Annotated in this window: 15 protein-coding genes; 12 read left to right on the top strand and 3 right to left on the bottom strand. The window is 46.9% G+C overall.

The genetic code is table 11. The features are described from left to right. Positions 1–89: 89 nt before the first annotated feature. From H6X83_RS10155 to H6X83_RS10135, 5 genes are all read left to right on the top strand, one after another. Positions 90–299: a helix-turn-helix transcriptional regulator gene (locus H6X83_RS10155; RefSeq protein WP_212506372.1), complete on the top strand. Its 210-nt coding sequence runs from the start codon at positions 90–92 to the stop codon at positions 297–299. A 362-nt stretch (positions 300–661) separates the two neighbouring features. Then, positions 662–1609, top strand: a complete 948-nt coding sequence (locus H6X83_RS10150; protein ID WP_212506371.1) for a carbohydrate ABC transporter permease — start codon at positions 662–664, stop codon at positions 1607–1609. Further along, complete coding sequence (locus H6X83_RS10145; RefSeq protein ID WP_212506370.1) at positions 1606–2436, top strand: carbohydrate ABC transporter permease; 831 nt, start codon at positions 1606–1608, stop codon at positions 2434–2436. The genes H6X83_RS10150 and H6X83_RS10145 overlap by 4 nt, the downstream gene beginning before the upstream one ends. Positions 2437–2509: 73 nt before the next feature. Further along, positions 2510–3907 carry an ABC transporter substrate-binding protein gene (locus tag H6X83_RS10140; protein WP_212506369.1) on the top strand — a complete coding sequence of 466 codons (1398 nt, stop codon included), beginning with the start codon at positions 2510–2512 and terminating at the stop codon, positions 3905–3907. Between the two features lie 62 nt (positions 3908–3969). Continuing rightward, positions 3970–4704, top strand: coding sequence for a glycerophosphodiester phosphodiesterase (locus tag H6X83_RS10135; protein WP_212506368.1), 735 nt, complete (start codon positions 3970–3972; stop codon positions 4702–4704). A 704-nt stretch (positions 4705–5408) separates the two neighbouring features. Here the strand turns inward: H6X83_RS10135 and H6X83_RS10130 are convergent. Further along, positions 5409–6374: an IS5 family transposase gene (locus H6X83_RS10130; protein WP_212508453.1), complete on the bottom strand. Its 966-nt coding sequence runs from the start codon at positions 6372–6374 to the stop codon at positions 5409–5411. Between the two features lie 101 nt (positions 6375–6475). Beyond that, complete coding sequence (locus H6X83_RS10125) at positions 6476–9811, bottom strand: LamG-like jellyroll fold domain-containing protein (RefSeq protein ID WP_212506367.1); 3336 nt, start codon at positions 9809–9811, stop codon at positions 6476–6478. A gap of 292 nt (positions 9812–10103) precedes the next feature. Here H6X83_RS10125 and H6X83_RS10120 point away from each other — a divergent pair, with 292 nt between their 5' ends. The 6 genes from H6X83_RS10120 (at position 10104) to H6X83_RS10095 (ending at position 15213) form a co-directional block, all read left to right on the top strand. Then, on the top strand, positions 10104–11234 hold the full coding sequence (locus H6X83_RS10120; protein ID WP_212506366.1) for a CobW family GTP-binding protein: 1131 nt from the start codon (positions 10104–10106) through the stop codon (positions 11232–11234). 28 nt (positions 11235–11262) lie between these two features. Then, complete coding sequence (locus tag H6X83_RS10115; protein WP_212506365.1) at positions 11263–11688, top strand: Fur family transcriptional regulator; 426 nt, start codon at positions 11263–11265, stop codon at positions 11686–11688. Between the two features lie 82 nt (positions 11689–11770). Then, on the top strand, positions 11771–11977 hold the full coding sequence (gene rpmB / locus H6X83_RS10110; RefSeq protein ID WP_212506364.1) for a 50S ribosomal protein L28: 207 nt from the start codon (positions 11771–11773) through the stop codon (positions 11975–11977). Further along, positions 11974–12135 carry a 50S ribosomal protein L33 gene (gene rpmG, locus H6X83_RS10105; RefSeq protein WP_212506363.1) on the top strand — a complete coding sequence of 54 codons (162 nt, stop codon included), beginning with the start codon at positions 11974–11976 and terminating at the stop codon, positions 12133–12135. Before rpmB ends, rpmG begins: the two co-directional genes overlap by 4 nt. A 33-nt stretch (positions 12136–12168) precedes the next feature. After that, a complete protein-coding gene (locus tag H6X83_RS10100) occupies positions 12169–13278 on the top strand; it encodes a CobW family GTP-binding protein (RefSeq protein ID WP_212506362.1) in 1110 nt (369 codons plus the stop codon). Between the two features lie 276 nt (positions 13279–13554). Further along, on the top strand, positions 13555–15213 hold the full coding sequence (locus H6X83_RS10095) for a putative manganese-dependent inorganic diphosphatase (RefSeq protein ID WP_212506361.1): 1659 nt from the start codon (positions 13555–13557) through the stop codon (positions 15211–15213). 159 nt (positions 15214–15372) lie between these two features. On the opposite strand, the gene H6X83_RS10090 is transcribed toward H6X83_RS10095, so the two are convergent. Then, positions 15373–16602, bottom strand: coding sequence for a C40 family peptidase (locus tag H6X83_RS10090; RefSeq protein ID WP_212506360.1), 1230 nt, complete (start codon positions 16600–16602; stop codon positions 15373–15375). Between the two features lie 354 nt (positions 16603–16956). Between H6X83_RS10090 and H6X83_RS10085 the strand changes: the two genes are divergently transcribed. Next, positions 16957–17982, top strand: a complete 1026-nt coding sequence (locus H6X83_RS10085) for a sugar kinase (RefSeq protein WP_212506359.1) — start codon at positions 16957–16959, stop codon at positions 17980–17982. Positions 17983–17995 lie beyond the last annotated feature (13 nt).

Here is a 17995-nt window from a genome sequence, read left to right as displayed (position 1 = left end):
CTCTATACGCTGCCATTGGAATCAAATTTCAAACAAGTTTAACGGGTCGATAGGAATTTACAGAGAAGTATCGGTGGGGAGGATAAGCAATGGAACAGGAATTAAGCCAAAAACTTCGCAGTCTTAGGGCGGAGCATGGAAATACACAGCAGGAAGTCGCCGATTACTTGTATTTAGACCGCTCAACAGTGGCGTACTTTGAAAGCGGGCGTATTCAGCCAAGCATAAAAACACTTGCGAAACTGCGTAAGCTGTATCAACTGACATGGGACGAGTTTTTGGGAGATGTTAATCTGTAAAGGTGTAGTGGCAGTTGTCGATGTGTTTTAGGAAAATTGAAAATTCGGCTTAAAAGAATTCCTTATAAACTGAGGAGGCCAAGGCAATAAAGTCTTGACCTCCTCAGCTTATAAGCAGCTAATTGGTGCAGATCCCTGCGTTCAGCCGCCTATTCCCAAAAGTAAACGGACCGTTTGCTAACATTGTGGTGAAAAGCTGTTTACTGTCAAAGAGAAAAATGGGGAAAGACATACGAAGTTCAGAAACGTGAAATAATCAAAATTTTACAAAGAAATAAATTAAACATAAACTAGCTTCTTCTGATATTTGTTAGAATAACACACGTTGGCAGTTTTTCGACAACTGAAAGGAGTTCTAGTTAATGCAAAATTTTGCCGGTGCAGAAGCCGCCCTGAAAACAGGGGTTGCCGGGGAAAAAAGCGGGAGCCACCCCAAGGCGGCTGTAAAGCATAAGGTCATAAAGGCAATTTTTCCGTATCTTTGTATTTTGCCTGCATGTGCCTGCTTTGCAACTTTTCAGTACTTTCCGTTCCTGCGTACATTGTTTTTAAGTCTTTTTCTGACGGACAACGAGGGGAATGCCAAAGCGTTTCGCGGGTTCAAAAACTATGCGCTGATTTTTACCTCTCATGATTACCAGCAGGTGCTGCTCAACACTTTCCTTTTTGCGGGAATTGTGATTGTGCTGTCGCTGATAATCAGCTTCACAACTGCAAATCTTGCAAACATAAAGGGCCGCGCTTTTCGGGCATTCCCGATTCTGTTCACGCTGCCGATTGCGGCTGCGGCGGGTTCCTTTTCTCTGCTTTTTGAGAAAATGTTTGACCCCACCATGGGAATCGTCAATAAGTTTTTGCATCAGGATGTCCGCTGGTTCACCGACCCGAACCTTGCGCTGTTTACAGTGGCCGCAATTACGATTTGGATGATGTCTGGAAGCAATTTTCTTTACCTTTTTGCGGGACTGAAAAATGTGCCGCAGGAGCTTTTGGAAAGCGCAGAAATTGACGGCGCCAATGGGTTGGTGAAGCTGTTTCACATTGTCATTCCCTGTTTGTCTCCCATGCTGTTTTTTGTGCTGATTACGGATATTATTGCGGCTTTTCAGTCCTTTACACAGGTCCAGATTATTACGCAAGGCGGGCCAGGCAATGCCACCAGCGTGATTGTTTACAGCATTTACCGGGATGCGTTCTTCAACTTCCGGTTTGGCCCTGCAGCAGCACAGTCTGTTTTTCTGTTTGCCATCGTGCTGATTATCACCCTGATTCAGTTTAAAAATGAAAAAAGGATGGTGCATTACGAATGAAAGCAGTCGGCGTGCTGAAAAAAAGTGTTCTCTGGATTATCACGGCAATCTTCGCGCTGTTCATAATTTTTCCGTTCTGGTATATGCTGGCGATGAGTGTTACGCCGGATTCCGACATCCTTTCCAACAATATTCGGCTGATACCCAGTTCACTGTATTTTGGAAACATCGTGAAGGTACTGACGCAGACAAGACTGCCGCAGCAGTTTTTGAATACGGTTTTTGTTGCCTTTTCCATTTTAGTTTTGCAGGTGCTGACTTCTTTGCTGGCGGCTTTCGCTTTTGCTTTCCTGAAATTCAAGGGAAAAAAAGTGTTGTTCCTGGTTTGTCTGGCAACCATGATGATGCCCGGTGAAACAACAATTATTTCAAATTATCTAAATATAAGTTTCTGGCACTGGTTGGACACCTATCAGGTCTTGATTATTCCGTTTGCGGCATCAGCGCTTGGCATTTTCCTGTTCCGCCAGTACTTCCTGACAATGGCACAGGAAATTCGTGAGGCAGCTATGATTGACGGCTGCAGTGACGCACGTTTTTTGTGGCGGATTGCGACTCCACTCGCAAAACCGATGATTGCGGCTTTCAGTGTGACTTCATTCATTAGTTCATGGGGCATGTACATGTGGCCACTACTGGTTACCAGCAAGGATGAGATGCGCGTGGTTCAGGTGGGTATCAACTCACTGCAGGACGCAGATTCGGCGCTGTCGCTTGGACTGGCACTTGCCAGCGTGATGCTGGTTACACTTCCGTCACTGCTGGTGTTTCTGTTTGGTCACCGTCAGCTGGTGGAAGGCATGATGTCCGGTGCGGTCAAGGGATAACCAATCCATATCTTTGACAGATATTTCAAATAAAAAACGAAAAATTATTCAAGAAGGGTAGCAGGAGGATAACATGGAATTTGCGATGAGAAGAAAAGTAACAGGGCTGATTTCAGCGCTGTGCGCATGTGCGCTGCTGAGTACAGGGTGTGCAACAACGGGAGCAACTGTTTCCGGAAAAGGTGCTGCTGCCAGCACCGGCACAGCGGCAGGGCAAAGCAAAGTGAATTTAGTGTTTTGGCATTCGATGGGCGGCAACAACGCCAAAGCACTGCAGACCATGATTAACAAGTTCAACAGTGCACACAGCGGAAAAATTTCTGTAAAAGCAGTGTTTCAGGGAAATTACGATGATGCGCTCAACAAGTTTAAGAGCGCCATGGTTTCCAAAAACGGTCCGGATATTATGCAGAGTTACGAACTGGGGACACGATACATGATTGATTGTGGCTTTAATGACACGGTGCAGAATTATGCTGAAAAAGATAACTGGGACTTAAAACAGATTGACACCAACATTGCAGCCTATTATACTGTGGATGGAAAGCTGCATTCCATGCCGTTTAACTCTTCTACACCGATTCTTTACTACAACAAAGATATTCTGAAAAAAGCGGGTATCGCAGAAGTTCCCAAAACATTTGAGGATATTATCAGCCTTGCACCGAAGCTGACGAAGAAGGATTCTGCCGGCAAGGCAACGCAGAATGCGCTGGGTATGTATGTTTACGGCTGGTTCCTGGATCAATCGCTGAATAAAATGAACCTACCGTCCTTTGACAACGGCAACGGCCGCGAGAAAGCTCCAACTTCAGCTGTGTTTGATTCCAATGGCGGTGGTGCAGCATTTTTGGATGTTTACCATCGGCTTCTGAAAAGTGGCGCTATGCCGGCATATGCAATGAAAAATGAAGATGCTCAGTCTGCTTTTGCAAACGGCAAGCTTGCCATGTACATAGACAGCACAGCCGGTTTAACGGGTATGCTGAAGGCTATTAACGGAAAGTTTGAACTTGGAACCGCTTACTTCCCCGGCATCAATTCGCAAAAATCCACCGGCGGTGTTTCTGTGGGCGGCGCTTCTCTGTGGATGACTAAAAACAGCGATGAAGCTGTACAGAAAGCCAAGTGGGAGTTCATCAAATTCCTGGTTTCTCCGGAAGAACAGGCATTTTGGAACACCCAGACCGGGTACTTCCCAATCAATGTGAATGCCTATAATGAGCAGACATTTAAAGATAATGTTAAAAAGTATCCGCAGTTTCAGGTTGCGATTGACCAGCTGCATGACTCCAGTGCAAAGTCCTGCGGCGGTTTGTGCGCAGTTTACACTCAGGTTCGCAAAATTGAAGAAACAGAAATGCAGAAGATGCTGAATGAACAGGAAAGCGAAAGCGACGCACTGAAAAATATGACAAGCCAGATTAACAGTGCGCTGAAGGATTATAATGATGCTAACGGGCAGTCATAAAATCTGAAAATACGGCGGCTGGCCGCTGGCTCGCCGCCGTATTTTTTAAGGAGGTTGTTTTGATGAACACACAAGTTTTTGCCCACCGCGGTGCTTCCTGCACCGCACCTGAAAACACGCTGCCGGCTTTTGAGCAGGCAGCGGCACTGCATGCGGACGGAGTAGAGCTGGATGTACATCTTTCTGCGGACGGCCAGTTAGTTGTCATCCATGATGATACAGTTGGCCGCACGACCAATGGAATTGGTGTTGTGCACCAAATGACACTGGAACAGCTGAAAACGCTGGATGCATCCATGGGCAAAGCGGGTTTTGCGGGGGTGAAAATTCCGACGCTGGAGGAGGTTTACCGCCTTTTGCAGCCAACAGGACTACAGGTGAATGTGGAACTGAAAGAGAATGAATACGACAACGGCTTTGCCGTAATTCCCAAGGTACTGGCACTGGAGGAAGCTTACGGCATGAGCGGGCGGGTTTTCTATTCTTCGTTTAACCACTATGCTCTGCGGGAGATGAAACACCTCTCGGCAAAGATTCAAACCGGGCTTCTTTATGCAGCAGCTTTAGTAGATGTGTGGGATTATGCAGCTTCAGTTCCTGCCGATGCGATTCATCCCAACTTTTTTACGCTGCGGGATAAAAATCTGGTGCTGCAGTGTCACGCGTTCGATATTGCGGTTCGTCCTTGGACTGTTGACAATGAGGCAGACCTGCAGAATATGTTTGAACAGAATGTGGATACAGTCATTACCAACGACCCGGAGCTTGCACTCCGGCTGCGCAAAGAGAACGGCTGACATCTTTTATTTGGACAGATAAAAAGTAGTTTCAAGCAAAAATGACAATGCCCCAGCAGATGGCCGAATGGTTGTCTGCCGGGGCATTGCCATTTTTTAGAATATTTCAGGTGCCACACGAAAAGAGTTTTCAGACAGTAAGCACGAAATTCCGTTGATAAAGCCATAGTCTGAGTTTTTTTATACATGTAACTTTATGTGTCTGCCGACGGGCGGTGTTATAGCTGGCATATAAGCAATTCTAATTACATAGGCAACAATTCTGGTGGCCTGTGGTAAAGAATTGACAACTTGAGTGTGTATATAATTCCTGTGGATAGGATTTCCAGTGGCGTGGCTCTCGGCTGGATTGCTGGGAACGATTTCTTCCTGGCAATTCATCATCTGGTTTATATATACGGCATGGAACTACTTTAAGTCCTTCTTTTCCTCTGGTTTGGCCTTGAAAGCAATCATTTATTTATTATTGTATGCTGCCTTTCTCTTTCGGGTCGGCACACGGTGTTGCTGCCAGAGATTCGCAGCAAACCACGGCCTGATTGTACGCAAGTTCCAAAATTGCGAACGGCTTTTTGATACAACAAAACGGACAGGAAAGTAAATTAGGGCAACGCCGCATAACAGCGAAGATGCCGGTTCAATTCTGTGTTGATATGAAATAGTCCGTTGCTTTCTCCTTGATTTGGTCTGCAGGGTAACCCGAATCAGACTGCCAGAGAATTTCTGTCAGCCAGAATCAGGTTTGCCAGCGCAAACATCATATTCAATTTTTGAATTTGCTTTTGCAAACCTCGGTATCGTGTTTTTCGATACCGCAGTTGACTTTTTACGATGGCAAAAACATGTTCAACTTTTGAACGCACCGATGATTTTGAATGCTCGACTTTTTTGGCGTAATATTGTCCGCTTGTGCTGAGTTTCTTTACCTGAGAGGGGCGCCGATTGATTTTGTATTTGATTTTCTTGCCTTTCTTGTTGCGCACAACGGCATCCGGACGCTTTGTCGCTCCAAGATAACCACTGTCCCCGTTTACGGTTTCTTCTTCTCCTGTAAGCAATTTTGCTGTTTCACTTACATCACTGACATTTGCTGCTGTTACATCTACCGTATGGACGATTCCACTGTCTTTGTCCACCCCAATGTGTGCCTTATATCCGAAATGCCATGTGTTGCCTTTCTTTGCCTGATGCGCATCCGGGTCCCGTTGCCTCTCTTTGTTCTTGGTCGAGGAAGGCGCTTCTATGAAAGTGGAGTCCACTATGGTTCCCTTTTTCAGTAACAGACCTTTTTTCTGCAGCGATATCACAACCTGTGCGAAAATCTCCTGCTCCAGGCCATTGCGCACTAAAATATTCCGAAATCTGCCGATGGTATCTCCATCCGGAACCTGATTGCTGGATTCTACTCCACAAAACTCCGAAAAGGCACGGCTATCTATTATCTCACAGGCTGTTGCCTCGTCAGCCAAATTGTACAGATTCTGCAAAATATGGATTCGAAGCATCAGTTCCAGGTCGTATGGTTTATTCCCGCGTTCTCCCTTATAGTAGCGCGGCTTTATGATGGCTGCCCATTCGTCCCATGGCACGATGTGATCAATTTGACTCAGAAATTCTTTTTTATGTGTTTTTACCCGTGCCAGTTCATCGCTTAGAGCTGACAAGCTGATTTGTTTGTTCATATCTCTATTTTACCACTTCTTGAGTCGTTCTACTTTGTGCGGTGTTGCCTTAGCTTTCCTGTCCGTTTCTGTATTAATATTTTACTTGCTTATTTTATATTTGCATGGTAAATGCAGTATTGGATGCCGCTTACTGTAATGTACAGACCAGCGCTTCCTGTGCCGACTGCCTGAACCCCAAGATAGTAGCAGTCCTGTCCATTCGCTGTGGACTGCGGTTTCATGCCGCCTTTCACAAACGTTGCTGCAATTTTGCCGTTTCCGGCGTTGTAGGTCAGTTTGGTACCGGACGAAACTGTTACTTTCGCTATGTAGTGGCTGCCTGTTTTCATGGATATATCTTTGCTGGTATCACAGGTGAAAGGACGCTGTCCGTTTACATCAACTGTAAACAGCTGTGTTTTTACGCCGTTGACAATGGCATAGATGCCGGTGGTATTTGTTGTTCGTTTGCTGCTGCAAATGCCGTAAACGCTCCAAGTACTTGTCCGGGTCTGTGCATCCCAATCCTTTGAAGGAGCGTTGACGCTTGCAACCAGACCATTTCCCTGACAGATTTGTGGGGCAGCATCGCTGGTAACCGTAAAGGTTAATGTGCCGCCTGCACAAAGGGTTTGTACGCCGGAAAGGTTGGATACCGCTGCTTCACCATTCTGATTATTCTGCGGTTTGTCTGGAGTGCTGTCCGGGCTTGGTTTGTTGGAACTAGTGTCGGAGCCGGTGCTGCCGCTGCCGGAACCAGCAGACGGATCTTTCTCAGTCGGGCGATTCTGTACCGCTTTATATTCAGTTTGAACTTGTTCATTTGTCATAGCACCTGCATAAAGGGCCGCCATGCTGATTTGACCGCTCTGCATCAAATATTCCGGCTCACCGTTGCCATTTGTGTCAGCACCAACGAAGAAATATTTTGCGCCGTCAGCGGGAACGGTCATCTGACCCTGATGTGCTTCTTCTTTTGCCAATGTGCCATTGAGATAAATTTTCACTTTGCTTCCATCATAAACGGCAATGGCGTGGTACCATTTGTTAGCTTCTATTGGCACGTTTGTAATGGCATATTCACCATTTAGATGAATCCAGAACTGAAGCTTGCCCTGATTTACTTCAAAACCAGTTCCGGCGTACTGTGTGTTGGATATAATGCACTGGTCTGTCTGCACATCCGGTGTGCAGAAATCTGTTTCCAATGTAAGCTTGTTCTGTATTCTGCTGTAATCGAGGCTGTCAAGTGCGTAGCCGTACGCTCCTTTTCCGGAAAGTCCCAGGACATTTTTTTGTAGACTCTTAGCATAAATAACATCTGCTTTTCCACTCAGGAAACTGTCATGCCCCTGTGCGTCTGCTGTAATCCCTTTGGAATAATCAACTTTTAATACTGCGGATGGCGCAGTGGAAAGGCTGCCGTCTTTTACAGCTGCTTGATAAGCCGCTTTCACTTGTGTATCTGTCATAACACCTGTGTAAAGGCGTGCAAGGTTGATTTCTGCGTCCTGTGCTTCATAGCCATGTCCGCCGCTGCTTTCAACGTCGGCACCAACGTAGTAGTACCATGCGTCTTTGTCCGGTACAGCTAAACCGCCCGCACCTGCTTTTTCGTCTTTCAATTCGCCATTCAAATAGAGCTTTGCGGTCTTTCCGTCGTAGGTTGTAACTGCGTGATACCATTTATTGGCATCAATAGGAGCAGAAGGTGTAACTCTTCCGCTTACCGTATTGGTCCAGACTTCCAGCTTACCGTTTTCCACTTCAAAGCCCATACCGGCCTGCTGCTGATTGGAAAAAATGCACTGGTCTGCATTGACGTCGGCAATCTTAAAATAAGTTTCTGCTGTGTAAGCGCTGGCAAAACGATCATAATCGTTTTGGGTCAGCGCATAGCGGCAGCCGCCCTCGCCGTGAACGGCGAGCACTTTGCGGTCAATGCCGGTACCCTGTGCCACGGTTTTGCTGTATTGTTCCAGTGTGTGATTCTGCTCATCTTTCACGCTGCCGCTGCTGTAGTTAATGTCAAGCACCGGTTCCGGTGAATCCACTTTTGCAGTTGCTTTGGTCTTTACCTTGACACCTGTAATGGGTTCACTTACCGCTCCAAACGCGGTTACTGCCTGCACACTGGGGATGTATTCTTTTTCTGCCTGCAGGCCGGTTACTTTTACGTCCCAGCTCTTTTTCTGCGTGGGCTCATAAAAATCGGAAAAAACGTTTCTAACCACAGATTCGCTGCCATCCTTTGGTGTCAATGTGATCTTATAATTTTGAATCATGTTATTGTTGGAAGTGTCCGCAGGTGTCGCAGCCGGAAAGTGAACATGTATGCTGGAGCGTGTTGCGCTGTCGGCTGTAACAGTTGAACCGTTTACAAAAGTCGGTTTTTCACTGATACGTACTTTTCCGTAAGGAAAGGAACTGCCGCCATGGTTTTTGACGATTTCCGGTGTATTAATTACCCAGGGCTCGTAAATGTACTTTCCGGTTGTCAAATTCATTCTGCGAATCGTGACTACATTTTGTTCATTGACATCAATCATAAGCGCCTGTGAAGCAATGGCAGAATCCGGAGGAATGGTGGCATTGCTGCCGGTAGTTGGGTCAGTTTTGCCGGATTCATTTTCAAAGTAAGCGCCGAGCGTGCCGTCTTGAATAGCGGTGAAACCTGCACTCTGATCAATGGAGCGTGCATCTTCCATGGTGGAGTGTGAATGCCCGGAGATGTGGATGACCTGCGGATACTGTTTCATCAGGGCTTTCAAATCCTTGCTTGTGCCAACTTCGTAGTTGCCGTTCCATTCGTCTGTTACATAAGCGGTATTAGGAACACCATGATGGGCCAGCACAAAGATGGGTGCGGTGGGGTCATCTGCGGCAGCTTTTGCAAGGCTGGTCTTTAAGAAATCATAGTCTGCGGTGTAGTCATTTTCTGCATTCCTGGGGCCAATCGTAATAATTGTGATTCCGTTTTTCAATTTCACGGCTTTGTTGGCATCTTGACCGGTTTTTTCTTTGAAACGTGTGGGAGCGGCTGCGGCACCAATGCCGTAAGTTTCGTGGTTACCTTGGCAAAGAATAGCTTGCGCTTTTTTATCTGCCGTTCCGGTATTTTTGTTGATGATTGCCATGAATTTGTCATATTTGCTGACATCTGCATCGTTCACTGAATCACCGACAAAAGCAGCAGCGTCCAAGTCCGGGTCAATTCTGTAGAAGCTGTCAAAGGCATTCTGCAGTTTCTTTTCACTGTCATAGTACGGAATGTGCACATCGCTGCCGACTGCGATACGTGCCTTAATGTTCTGTCGGCCGAGTGTCTGCCACTCTGACTGTGCCGGTGCATCCCAGGCATATGCTGCGTTTGTCATGCCGGAAAGGGCAATGATGCCTGTCAGCAGAGCTGCCGTGAGCCTTCGAATTCGCTTCTTTTTCATGAAATAAATTCCTCCTTAGAATTCACAGTGAGTTTTTAAAACCGCATATAAAATTCTAACCGTCTTGGCTTAAAATAGATTTATACTTGCGTTAATTTCATGTAAAAGAATTTTAGCTTTTTCTGCATCCTTTCATACGCTCAAGTCGTGATTCGGCAGCATGGTTACCCAATTCCATAATTTTATGCGGATGCATTGACATTCGCGCCGCGGGATATGTATAATAACAATAAATGCAACCTTGTTGCAAATTTATATGTTGAATCCAGTTCGCGTTAGAAAGTGAGCGTATATGAGTAAAGAAGTGGGAGCGGGTAAAAAGCCGGTTGTACTGCTAACCGGTTATCTTGGCAGTGGAAAAACCACGGTTCTAAATGAACTTTTAAAAAACGAAATGGGCAGGAAAATTGCTGTGATTGTCAATGATATCGGCAGCATCAATATCGATGCCGGCATTCTGAAAAACGGCGGCACAGCGGCCGAGAAAGAAGAAATGATTGAACTGCAGAATGGCTGTATCTGCTGTACGCTGCAAAATCAGTTTATGAAGGAGATAGACCGGCTGGCGGGAAGTCCGGAGATTGAAGCTGTTTTTGTGGAAGCCTCTGGTGTGAGTAATCCCGAAAATATTGCAGAGGGTTTTCAAGTTTACGAGGAAATGATGCCGCAAAGCCCAATTTACTTGAGTTCTGTGGTAACAGTGGCAGACGCTGACCGGATTTATACGGAATTCCTTGGGAAAATGGAAGCGGCAGAAGCCGGTGATGAAACAGAGGAAGACCCGGATATTATCAATTTGGTAATGGACCAAATTGAATACTGCGGCCTGATTATTCTAAATAAATGTGATTTGCTTTCACGCGGCCAAATTGACAGAGTAAAAAAGGTTCTGCAGGAATTACAGCCGGAAGCGGAAATCGTGGAAGCAGTACAGGGAAAAGTAAACCCGTCAGCCATACTGAATTGTGGCAGATTCGATTACGAAAAAGCGGGGCGCTCCTCACTGGTTTCGCGCACGCTGAATAGCAGTGCGGGTGCGCAGGAAACAGACACAGACTGCGGCATTACCTCGTTCCTTTTTGAAGAAAGGCGGCCGTTTGACTATGACCGTTTTTCGGATTTTTTGCAGAACGATTACCCGGAAGAAATTATCCGTGCGAAGGGCTACGTTTGGTTTGCGGATGATGACATCCACGTACAACTTTTTGAACAGGCAGGCAGAAATGCATCCGTAACCGAAGTTTCAAACTGGGTGTGTGCGCTGCCAAAGGAGAGTCAGCAGGAAATCTTGCGGGAACATCCTAACGCAATGGATGATTGGGACGAAACCTATGGTGACCGCATGAATCAAATTGTTTTCATTGGCCGCGGTTACGAAAAATCTGCGATTCTTAGGCAGCTGAAAAAATGCCTGTCAAAGTAAATAAACAATTAAGAAAGGAGCAGCAGTCATGCAGCGAAAAAGCAGTTATAACACAAAGGCTAGGCAGGAAATCAGTGACTTTTTGCAGCAGAATGGCACAACAGCGGTCAGTGCCGCGGACATCTGCCAGCACCTGAAAAGCATCGGCAATTCCGTGAATCCAACCACGGTTTATCGCTATCTGGACAGGCTTTGTGAAGAGAAAACAATTATTAAGTATATTGCAGAAAAAGGTGAAAAGGCGCTTTACCAGTACAGTGGGCAGGAAAAGCAGTGTTCTGAACATCTGCACTTAAAATGTACCCAGTGCGGCAGGATTATCCACCTTGATTGTGGCTTTATGCGGGAGTTTCAGGCACATCTGCGGGAGCACCATGGCTTTGAGCTGCAGTGTGAGGGAAGCGTGCTGTACGGGCTTTGCAGTGACTGCCGAAAAAAGCAAAACGCAAATTAACTGCAATTTGTGTTGACTTCCAAGGAAAATTATGTTACGCTTAAAAAGCAAGTAAGTTGCATTTTTAATTGGAGGTCATACTATGGCAAAGTGCGCCGTTACAGGAAAAGGAACTGCATTTGGAAATAACGTGAGTCACTCTCACCACCGCAGCAACCGGATGTTCCACGCAAACCTGCAAAGAGTTCATGTGGAAATCAACGGGACCCGAAAGCACATTTGGGTTTCAGCCAGAGCGCTGCGCTCCGGCTGTGTGAACCGTGTGTGCAAAGGAGGGGAGCAGCAGTGAAAAACACAGCAAGAGTAAAAGTAACACTGGCCTGCACAGAATGCGGAGACAGAAATTACTGCACAACCAAAAATAAAAGGACACATCCGGAACGTCTTGCGCTGATGAAATACTGCCCAAGACTTCACAAACACACACTGCATAAAGAAGTAAAGTGATTTGCAGTGTTTACAGGAAAGGGTATGACATTCATGTACAGAAAAGCAGTACCTGTAACGCTTCTGACAGGCTACCTGGGTTCTGGGAAAACTTCATTGTTAAACCATGTGCTGCGCAATCAGGAGGGCTACAAGGTCGCGGTGATTGTCAATGACATCGGCGAAGTCAACATTGACTCTGACCTGATTGCACAGGGTGGCGGTGTCAGCAAGCAGTCACAAAGTCTTGTGCCACTGCAGAATGGCTGCATCTGCTGTACGCTGAAGATGGACCTTGTCCGGCAGATTGCCACCCTGCTGAAAACAGGCAGCTTTGATTACATTTTGATTGAGGCAAGCGGTGTCTGTGAGCCGGTCCCGATTGCACAAACACTCTTGGCAATGAATGAAGCCGCGAATGTCTGCCGTTTGGATAACATCGTTACAGTTGTGGATGCCAAAAGAATGGTCGACGAGTTCGGCAGCGGCGCTTCTCTGCTGGAAGAAACTCTGACAGCAGATGATATCGAAAACCTGTTGATTCAGCAGATTGAGTTTTGCAACACAGTCATACTGAACAAAGTGGACGAAATTTCAGAAGAACAAAAGCGGGAAGTGCTTTCTGTGATACGCTCTCTGCAGAAAAAGGCGAAAATTATTGAGGCTAATTACGGTAAAGTAAGCTGTTCTGAAATTTTGGACACACACGCATTTGATTTTGAGGAAGCGGCAAAGTCATCCGGTTGGGCAGAAGCGCTGCAGGAAGACGAAGAGGAGAAACCCGAAACCGAGGAGTATGGAATTCAGACATTTGTGTACAAACGCAGACGGCCACTGAATTCCAAAGCGTTTGAAAAGTTTGCGTCCAGTCATTTTCCGCGCAATATTATTCGTGCAAAGGGTTTTGTCTGGTTTCAAGATGAGCCGGATAAGGCGTATGTCTTTGAGCAGGCTGGCTGGGAAATTACGACACACCTGTTTGGCAGATGGCTTGCGGCGGATACCCGCGAACACCAGAAAAGAGTGCTCAGGAAAAACGCGAATGTGCGGAAAAACTGGGATGAAAAGTACGGCGACCGTTGTGTGAAAATTGTTTTGATTGGACGCAATCTGGACAAAGATGAGCTTATCAGACAGTTTGACGCGTGTTTGGCGGACAACTGAATATGCTGCAAAATTCAATAAAAGCTGTTTGCGCTCGAACTGAGGCGCAGACAGCTTTTTCGTTTTTTAATTTAAATGTGGTTAACTTAAAATTTATCTACAGAAATGTTAATGGATACAGTAAACTGCGAAATTGAAGCAGTAAGTAATGAACAGAGTCGATGGGACAAACGGAATAGGATTTGCACCGGGTTGCAGATATGGTTATAATATATTTATGACTTTGCTTTGACCGGAATTTTTAAAACACCCCTTAACAAAGAAGGAGACTTTTTCATGCCTCACACGGATGTACATCGAAGAGTAAACGTAATTGGTCACCGCCACCCGGATACAGACTCTATCTGTTCCGCTTTGGCATATGCGTATTTAAAAAATCAGCTTGGCGGGAACTGTGAGGCGCGCCGCGCAGGTCAGCTGAACCGAGAAACAGAATTCGTACTCAATTACTTTGAGGCTGAACCACCGCGTTTGTGCACAGATGTCAGCCCGCAGGTAAAAGATATTGATATCCGCCGCCAGCCGGGAGTGGACGGCAATATGTCCTTAAAGGAAGCCTGGGCGTTGATGCGCAGGGTAGAGATTGATACCCTATGCGTTACAAGTGCTAAAAATGAGCTGCTCGGTGTGATTACCATTAAAGATGTTGCGACCGCAAACATGGACTTGCTGGACACAGATGTGCTTTCCAAAGCACGCACACCCTACCGAAATGTGCTCTCTGCGCTGAACGGAAAAATGATTTTGGGCGATGACAGCGACGTAATTGACAAGGGCAGTATTTATATTGGTGCTGCCTCGCCGGACGCAATGGAAGAATACGTACGCGAAGGCGATATGGTCATCCTCTCCAATCGGTATGAAAGCCAGCTTTATGCCATCGAATGCGGTGCCGGATGCATTATTATCTGCGGCGGGATGTCAGCCCCCCGCACGATTCTTTCCCGCGCGTCCGAGAAGGGATGCCGCATTATTACGACACCATACCTGATGTATGACGTTGCGAAGCTCATCAGTCAGGCAGCACCAATTCGGCACTATATGACAACCGAGGGCCTGTTAAAGTTTAACCTGAATACCCCTGTGGAAGAAGCACACCGGGTCATGGCAAGCGTGCGGCTGCGCTACTTCCCAATTCTGGACGAAAACGGTTTGTACTGCGGCGTAATCAGCAGGCGAAATCTTTTGAATGTACACCGCAAAAAAATCATTCTGGTGGACCACAACGAAAAGGCGCAGGCGGTTGATGGTTTGGATGAAGCCGAGGTGCTTGAAATTATTGACCATCACCGGCTGAATACAGTGGAAACCATGAACCCAATTTATTTCCGCAACGTACCGATGGGCTGCACCTGCACGATTGTTTACCAGATGTTTTTAGAAAACCATGTGGAAGTGCCAAAAAAAATTGCAGGGCTGCTGCTTTCTGCCATCCTTTCTGATACGCTGATGTTCCGCAGTCCCACTTGCACACCGGCTGACAAAACCGCTGCTGCTGAATTGGCAGAAATTGCAGGAGTGGATACTCCTGTTTATGCGCAGCAGATGTTTGAGGCGGGCGGCGATTTAACCGGCAAAACAGCGGAAGAGGTCTTTCTTTCCGATTTTAAGATTTTTAGCCGTGGGGATGTTCGCTTTGGCGTGGGACAGGGAAACTATATGACCGAGAAGTCCCGCAGTTCGGTCAAGAAGCTGCTTACTTCCTATTTGGAAGAAGCTGCTGCTCACCAGCGGATTCCGTTGATTTTCTATATGTGTACGGATGTACCCAATGAATCCACTGACCTGATGTTTACCGGGCCGAATGCGGATTTGATCGTTGAAAAAGCATTTCACGTAAAGCCTGAAAATGGCTGTGCGGTGCTTCCGGGAGTAATGAGCCGAAAAAAGCAGCTGATTCCACCGCTGATGGCAGCAATACAGGAACAAATGTAAAGATGACAAAAATAACCGCGGCAAAATTTGCTGCGGTTATTTTTTGCCTGCATAGGTGCTTTTAGATGTACTTTCCCGGGGAAATCTTTTGTAAAATGAAGCGGACAGCAACAAGTGTTTACCTTGCTGTTGTCCGCTTCATTTACCGTAATTTATTTTTTACAGTCTGCCGTAAGCGTAGAAGTGCTGCAGATTATAAGAAGATTCTGTAGAGCATTCTGAAACGCCGCCGTCTTCTGCGTCAATCATTGTGTTGCTGCCAATGTAGATGCCGACATGAGTTACTGTTTCGCCGCAGTCATATGTACCGGAGAAGAAAATCAGGTCTCCGGGCTGCCGTTCAGAAACAGATACTTTAGAGCATTCATTGTACAGTCCCTGTGCGGTGGCTCTGCCAATGCCGAATGCCCAGCATACAAGACCGGAGCAGTCAAATGCGTCCGGACCGGCCGCACCCATCACATAAGGTTTGCCGAGCGCAGATTCCGCTTTTCCAATCACACTGGAGAAAGAGGAGGGAGACTCATTGGAGGATGAGGAAGAATTACTGGAATTGTTGGAAGAGGAAGAAGACTGTGAGGAGTTTTCAGCACTGGAACCAGAGCCAGAACCGGAATTGGAGGTCTGACTGCTCTGTGGTTTCTGGGATTGTGACCAGCTGTCAATCGCCGTGGAAATCTTTGCGGCCTGTGCTTCCAGTGTGGAACCCTGTGTCTGCAGGTTGATTTCCTGCTGACCGATGTTTTGCAGGAACTGGTTGGTTTCTGACAAAGTATCAGTCAGCTGCTGCTGTTTGGCACTGACATCCGCTTTAATGCTTTCCACCTGCTGACGCTGCTGTTTGATTGAGACTTCTTTTGCCTGTACAGCTTGTTTTTCGGATTTCAAGCGGTTAATCAGGTCGGTGTCGTGTGCGGTTACCATGGAAACTGCTTCCGACTTATCTGCAAGGTCTGCTAAGTCTTTTGAGGAAAGCAGGATTTGCAGGTTGCCTGCGCCGCCGCTTTTGTAAAGTGCACACAGACGTTCTTTCAGCTTTGTGGTGTCCGCTTTGATTTGCTTTTCTGTGGCTGCAATTTCAGTTTCTGCTTTCTGTGCCTGCAAGTCCAAATCTGTGATTTGGTTGTTGTAATTGTTGACCTGCTCTTCAATGGTTGCCAGCTGTGCTTTGAGTGTGGAAGCGTAGGTGGACTTTTCTGCCTCGTTCTGCCGCAGAGAAGCAAGCTGACTGCTGTTTTGCTGCTGCTGCTGCGCAAGGCTGTCCTGTTTTGCTTTAAGTGAATCGACATCATCGGCTGCGAAAATGGGGCAAACTGACGCGGCGGCGGTAATGGAGAAAGCCAGTGCGGCTGCTAAAATGCGTTTTCCTGTAAATTTCTTTGCTTTCATAGTGTCCTTCTTTCGTCAAATAAAAAAAATCCTTGATTTGACGGGAAACTGTTTGAAAATCGGAACCTGCTGTTCCCGCGTTCTATAGTTTGGATTGTTTTTTAAATCCGGGAAATTTTCTGTTACAACTTTGTAATATTATAGCACGCTGAACGAAAAAGTCAAATGCTCTTTGCTTTCTTTGTAAAAACTTTTTAGAAAAAAGTGGGGAAAGAGCACTCAAAAGGATAAATGGCAGCGAAAATAGGACTGCAAAAAACACTGGACGAAGTGCGGAAAGTGCCTTATACTGTTTCAGTAGGTACTTTTACAGCAGTTGTACGTGAACGATGTAATTCGGGAGGAAGTAAAACGATGAATCAAGTTTTAACATTTGGGGAAATGCTGATGCGCCTGAAAACACCGGGCTACAGTCGGATTTTACAGGCGGACAGTTTTGAAGCAGCATTTGGCGGAGCGGAAATGAATGTTGCGGTTTCCCTTGCACAATTTGGGGATGCGGTGGGTTGTGTGACGAAGCTGCCGCAGAATCCGCTGGGGGACGCGGCCCGCAACACACTGCGCCGCTATGGCGTGGATACCTCGCGGGTACTGCGCGGCGGCCCGCGGCTGGGTATCTATTTCTTTGAAAAAGGAACGGATATCCGCCCGACAAACGTGGTGTATGACCGTGCAGGAAGTGCCTTTGCCACGGCACAGCGTTCCGAGTTTGATTGGCCTGCTTTGCTGGAGGGAGTTCGCTGCTTTTATTTCTCCGGTATTACAGCGGCTGTGTCACCGGAACTGACTGGTGCGCTGGAGGATGCACTGGCGTGCTGCAAAAAGCGGAAAATTCCGGTGGTGTGTGACCTCAACTACCGAGGAAAAATGTGGACAGCGCAGCAGGCACAGCCGGTCATGGACAGACTGATGCAGTATGTGACCGTGTGTCTTGCCAATGACGAGGATTTTGAGGCTTCCCTCGGCATCCGCGCGTTTGACGGGGACATGAGCCGCGGAATCGAGCAGAAAGAGCAGTTCTGCGAGGGTATGCGGGAGATTACGAAGCGCTATCCCTCCTGCACAACAGTAGCCAGTGTGCTGCGGAATATCCATTCGGTGGAGGACAGTGAGTGGATGGGTATTTTGCTGCAGAACGGTACATTTACAGAAACAGCGGTGCGTAAAATCCATGTCATGGAAGGTGTCGGCGGCGGCGACGCTTTTGGTGCCGGTCTGATGCATGGCCTTTTGCATGAAAAGAAGCCACAGGAAGTCATTGATTTCGCACTGGCGGCCAGTGTGCTGAAGCTGATGATTGGCGGCGACTTGAATCTTTCCACCGAAGCGGAAGTGGAAGCGGTTATGAAGAAAGGCGCTGGCGCAAAACTCAGCCGATAAATTCTGATATAGA

The sequence above is a fragment of the Caproicibacterium amylolyticum genome (genome assembly GCF_014467055.1).
In the GTDB taxonomy this organism is placed as follows: domain Bacteria; phylum Bacillota; class Clostridia; order Oscillospirales; family Acutalibacteraceae; genus Caproicibacterium; species Caproicibacterium amylolyticum.
This window is presented reverse-complemented; position numbering and strand designations above follow the sequence as displayed.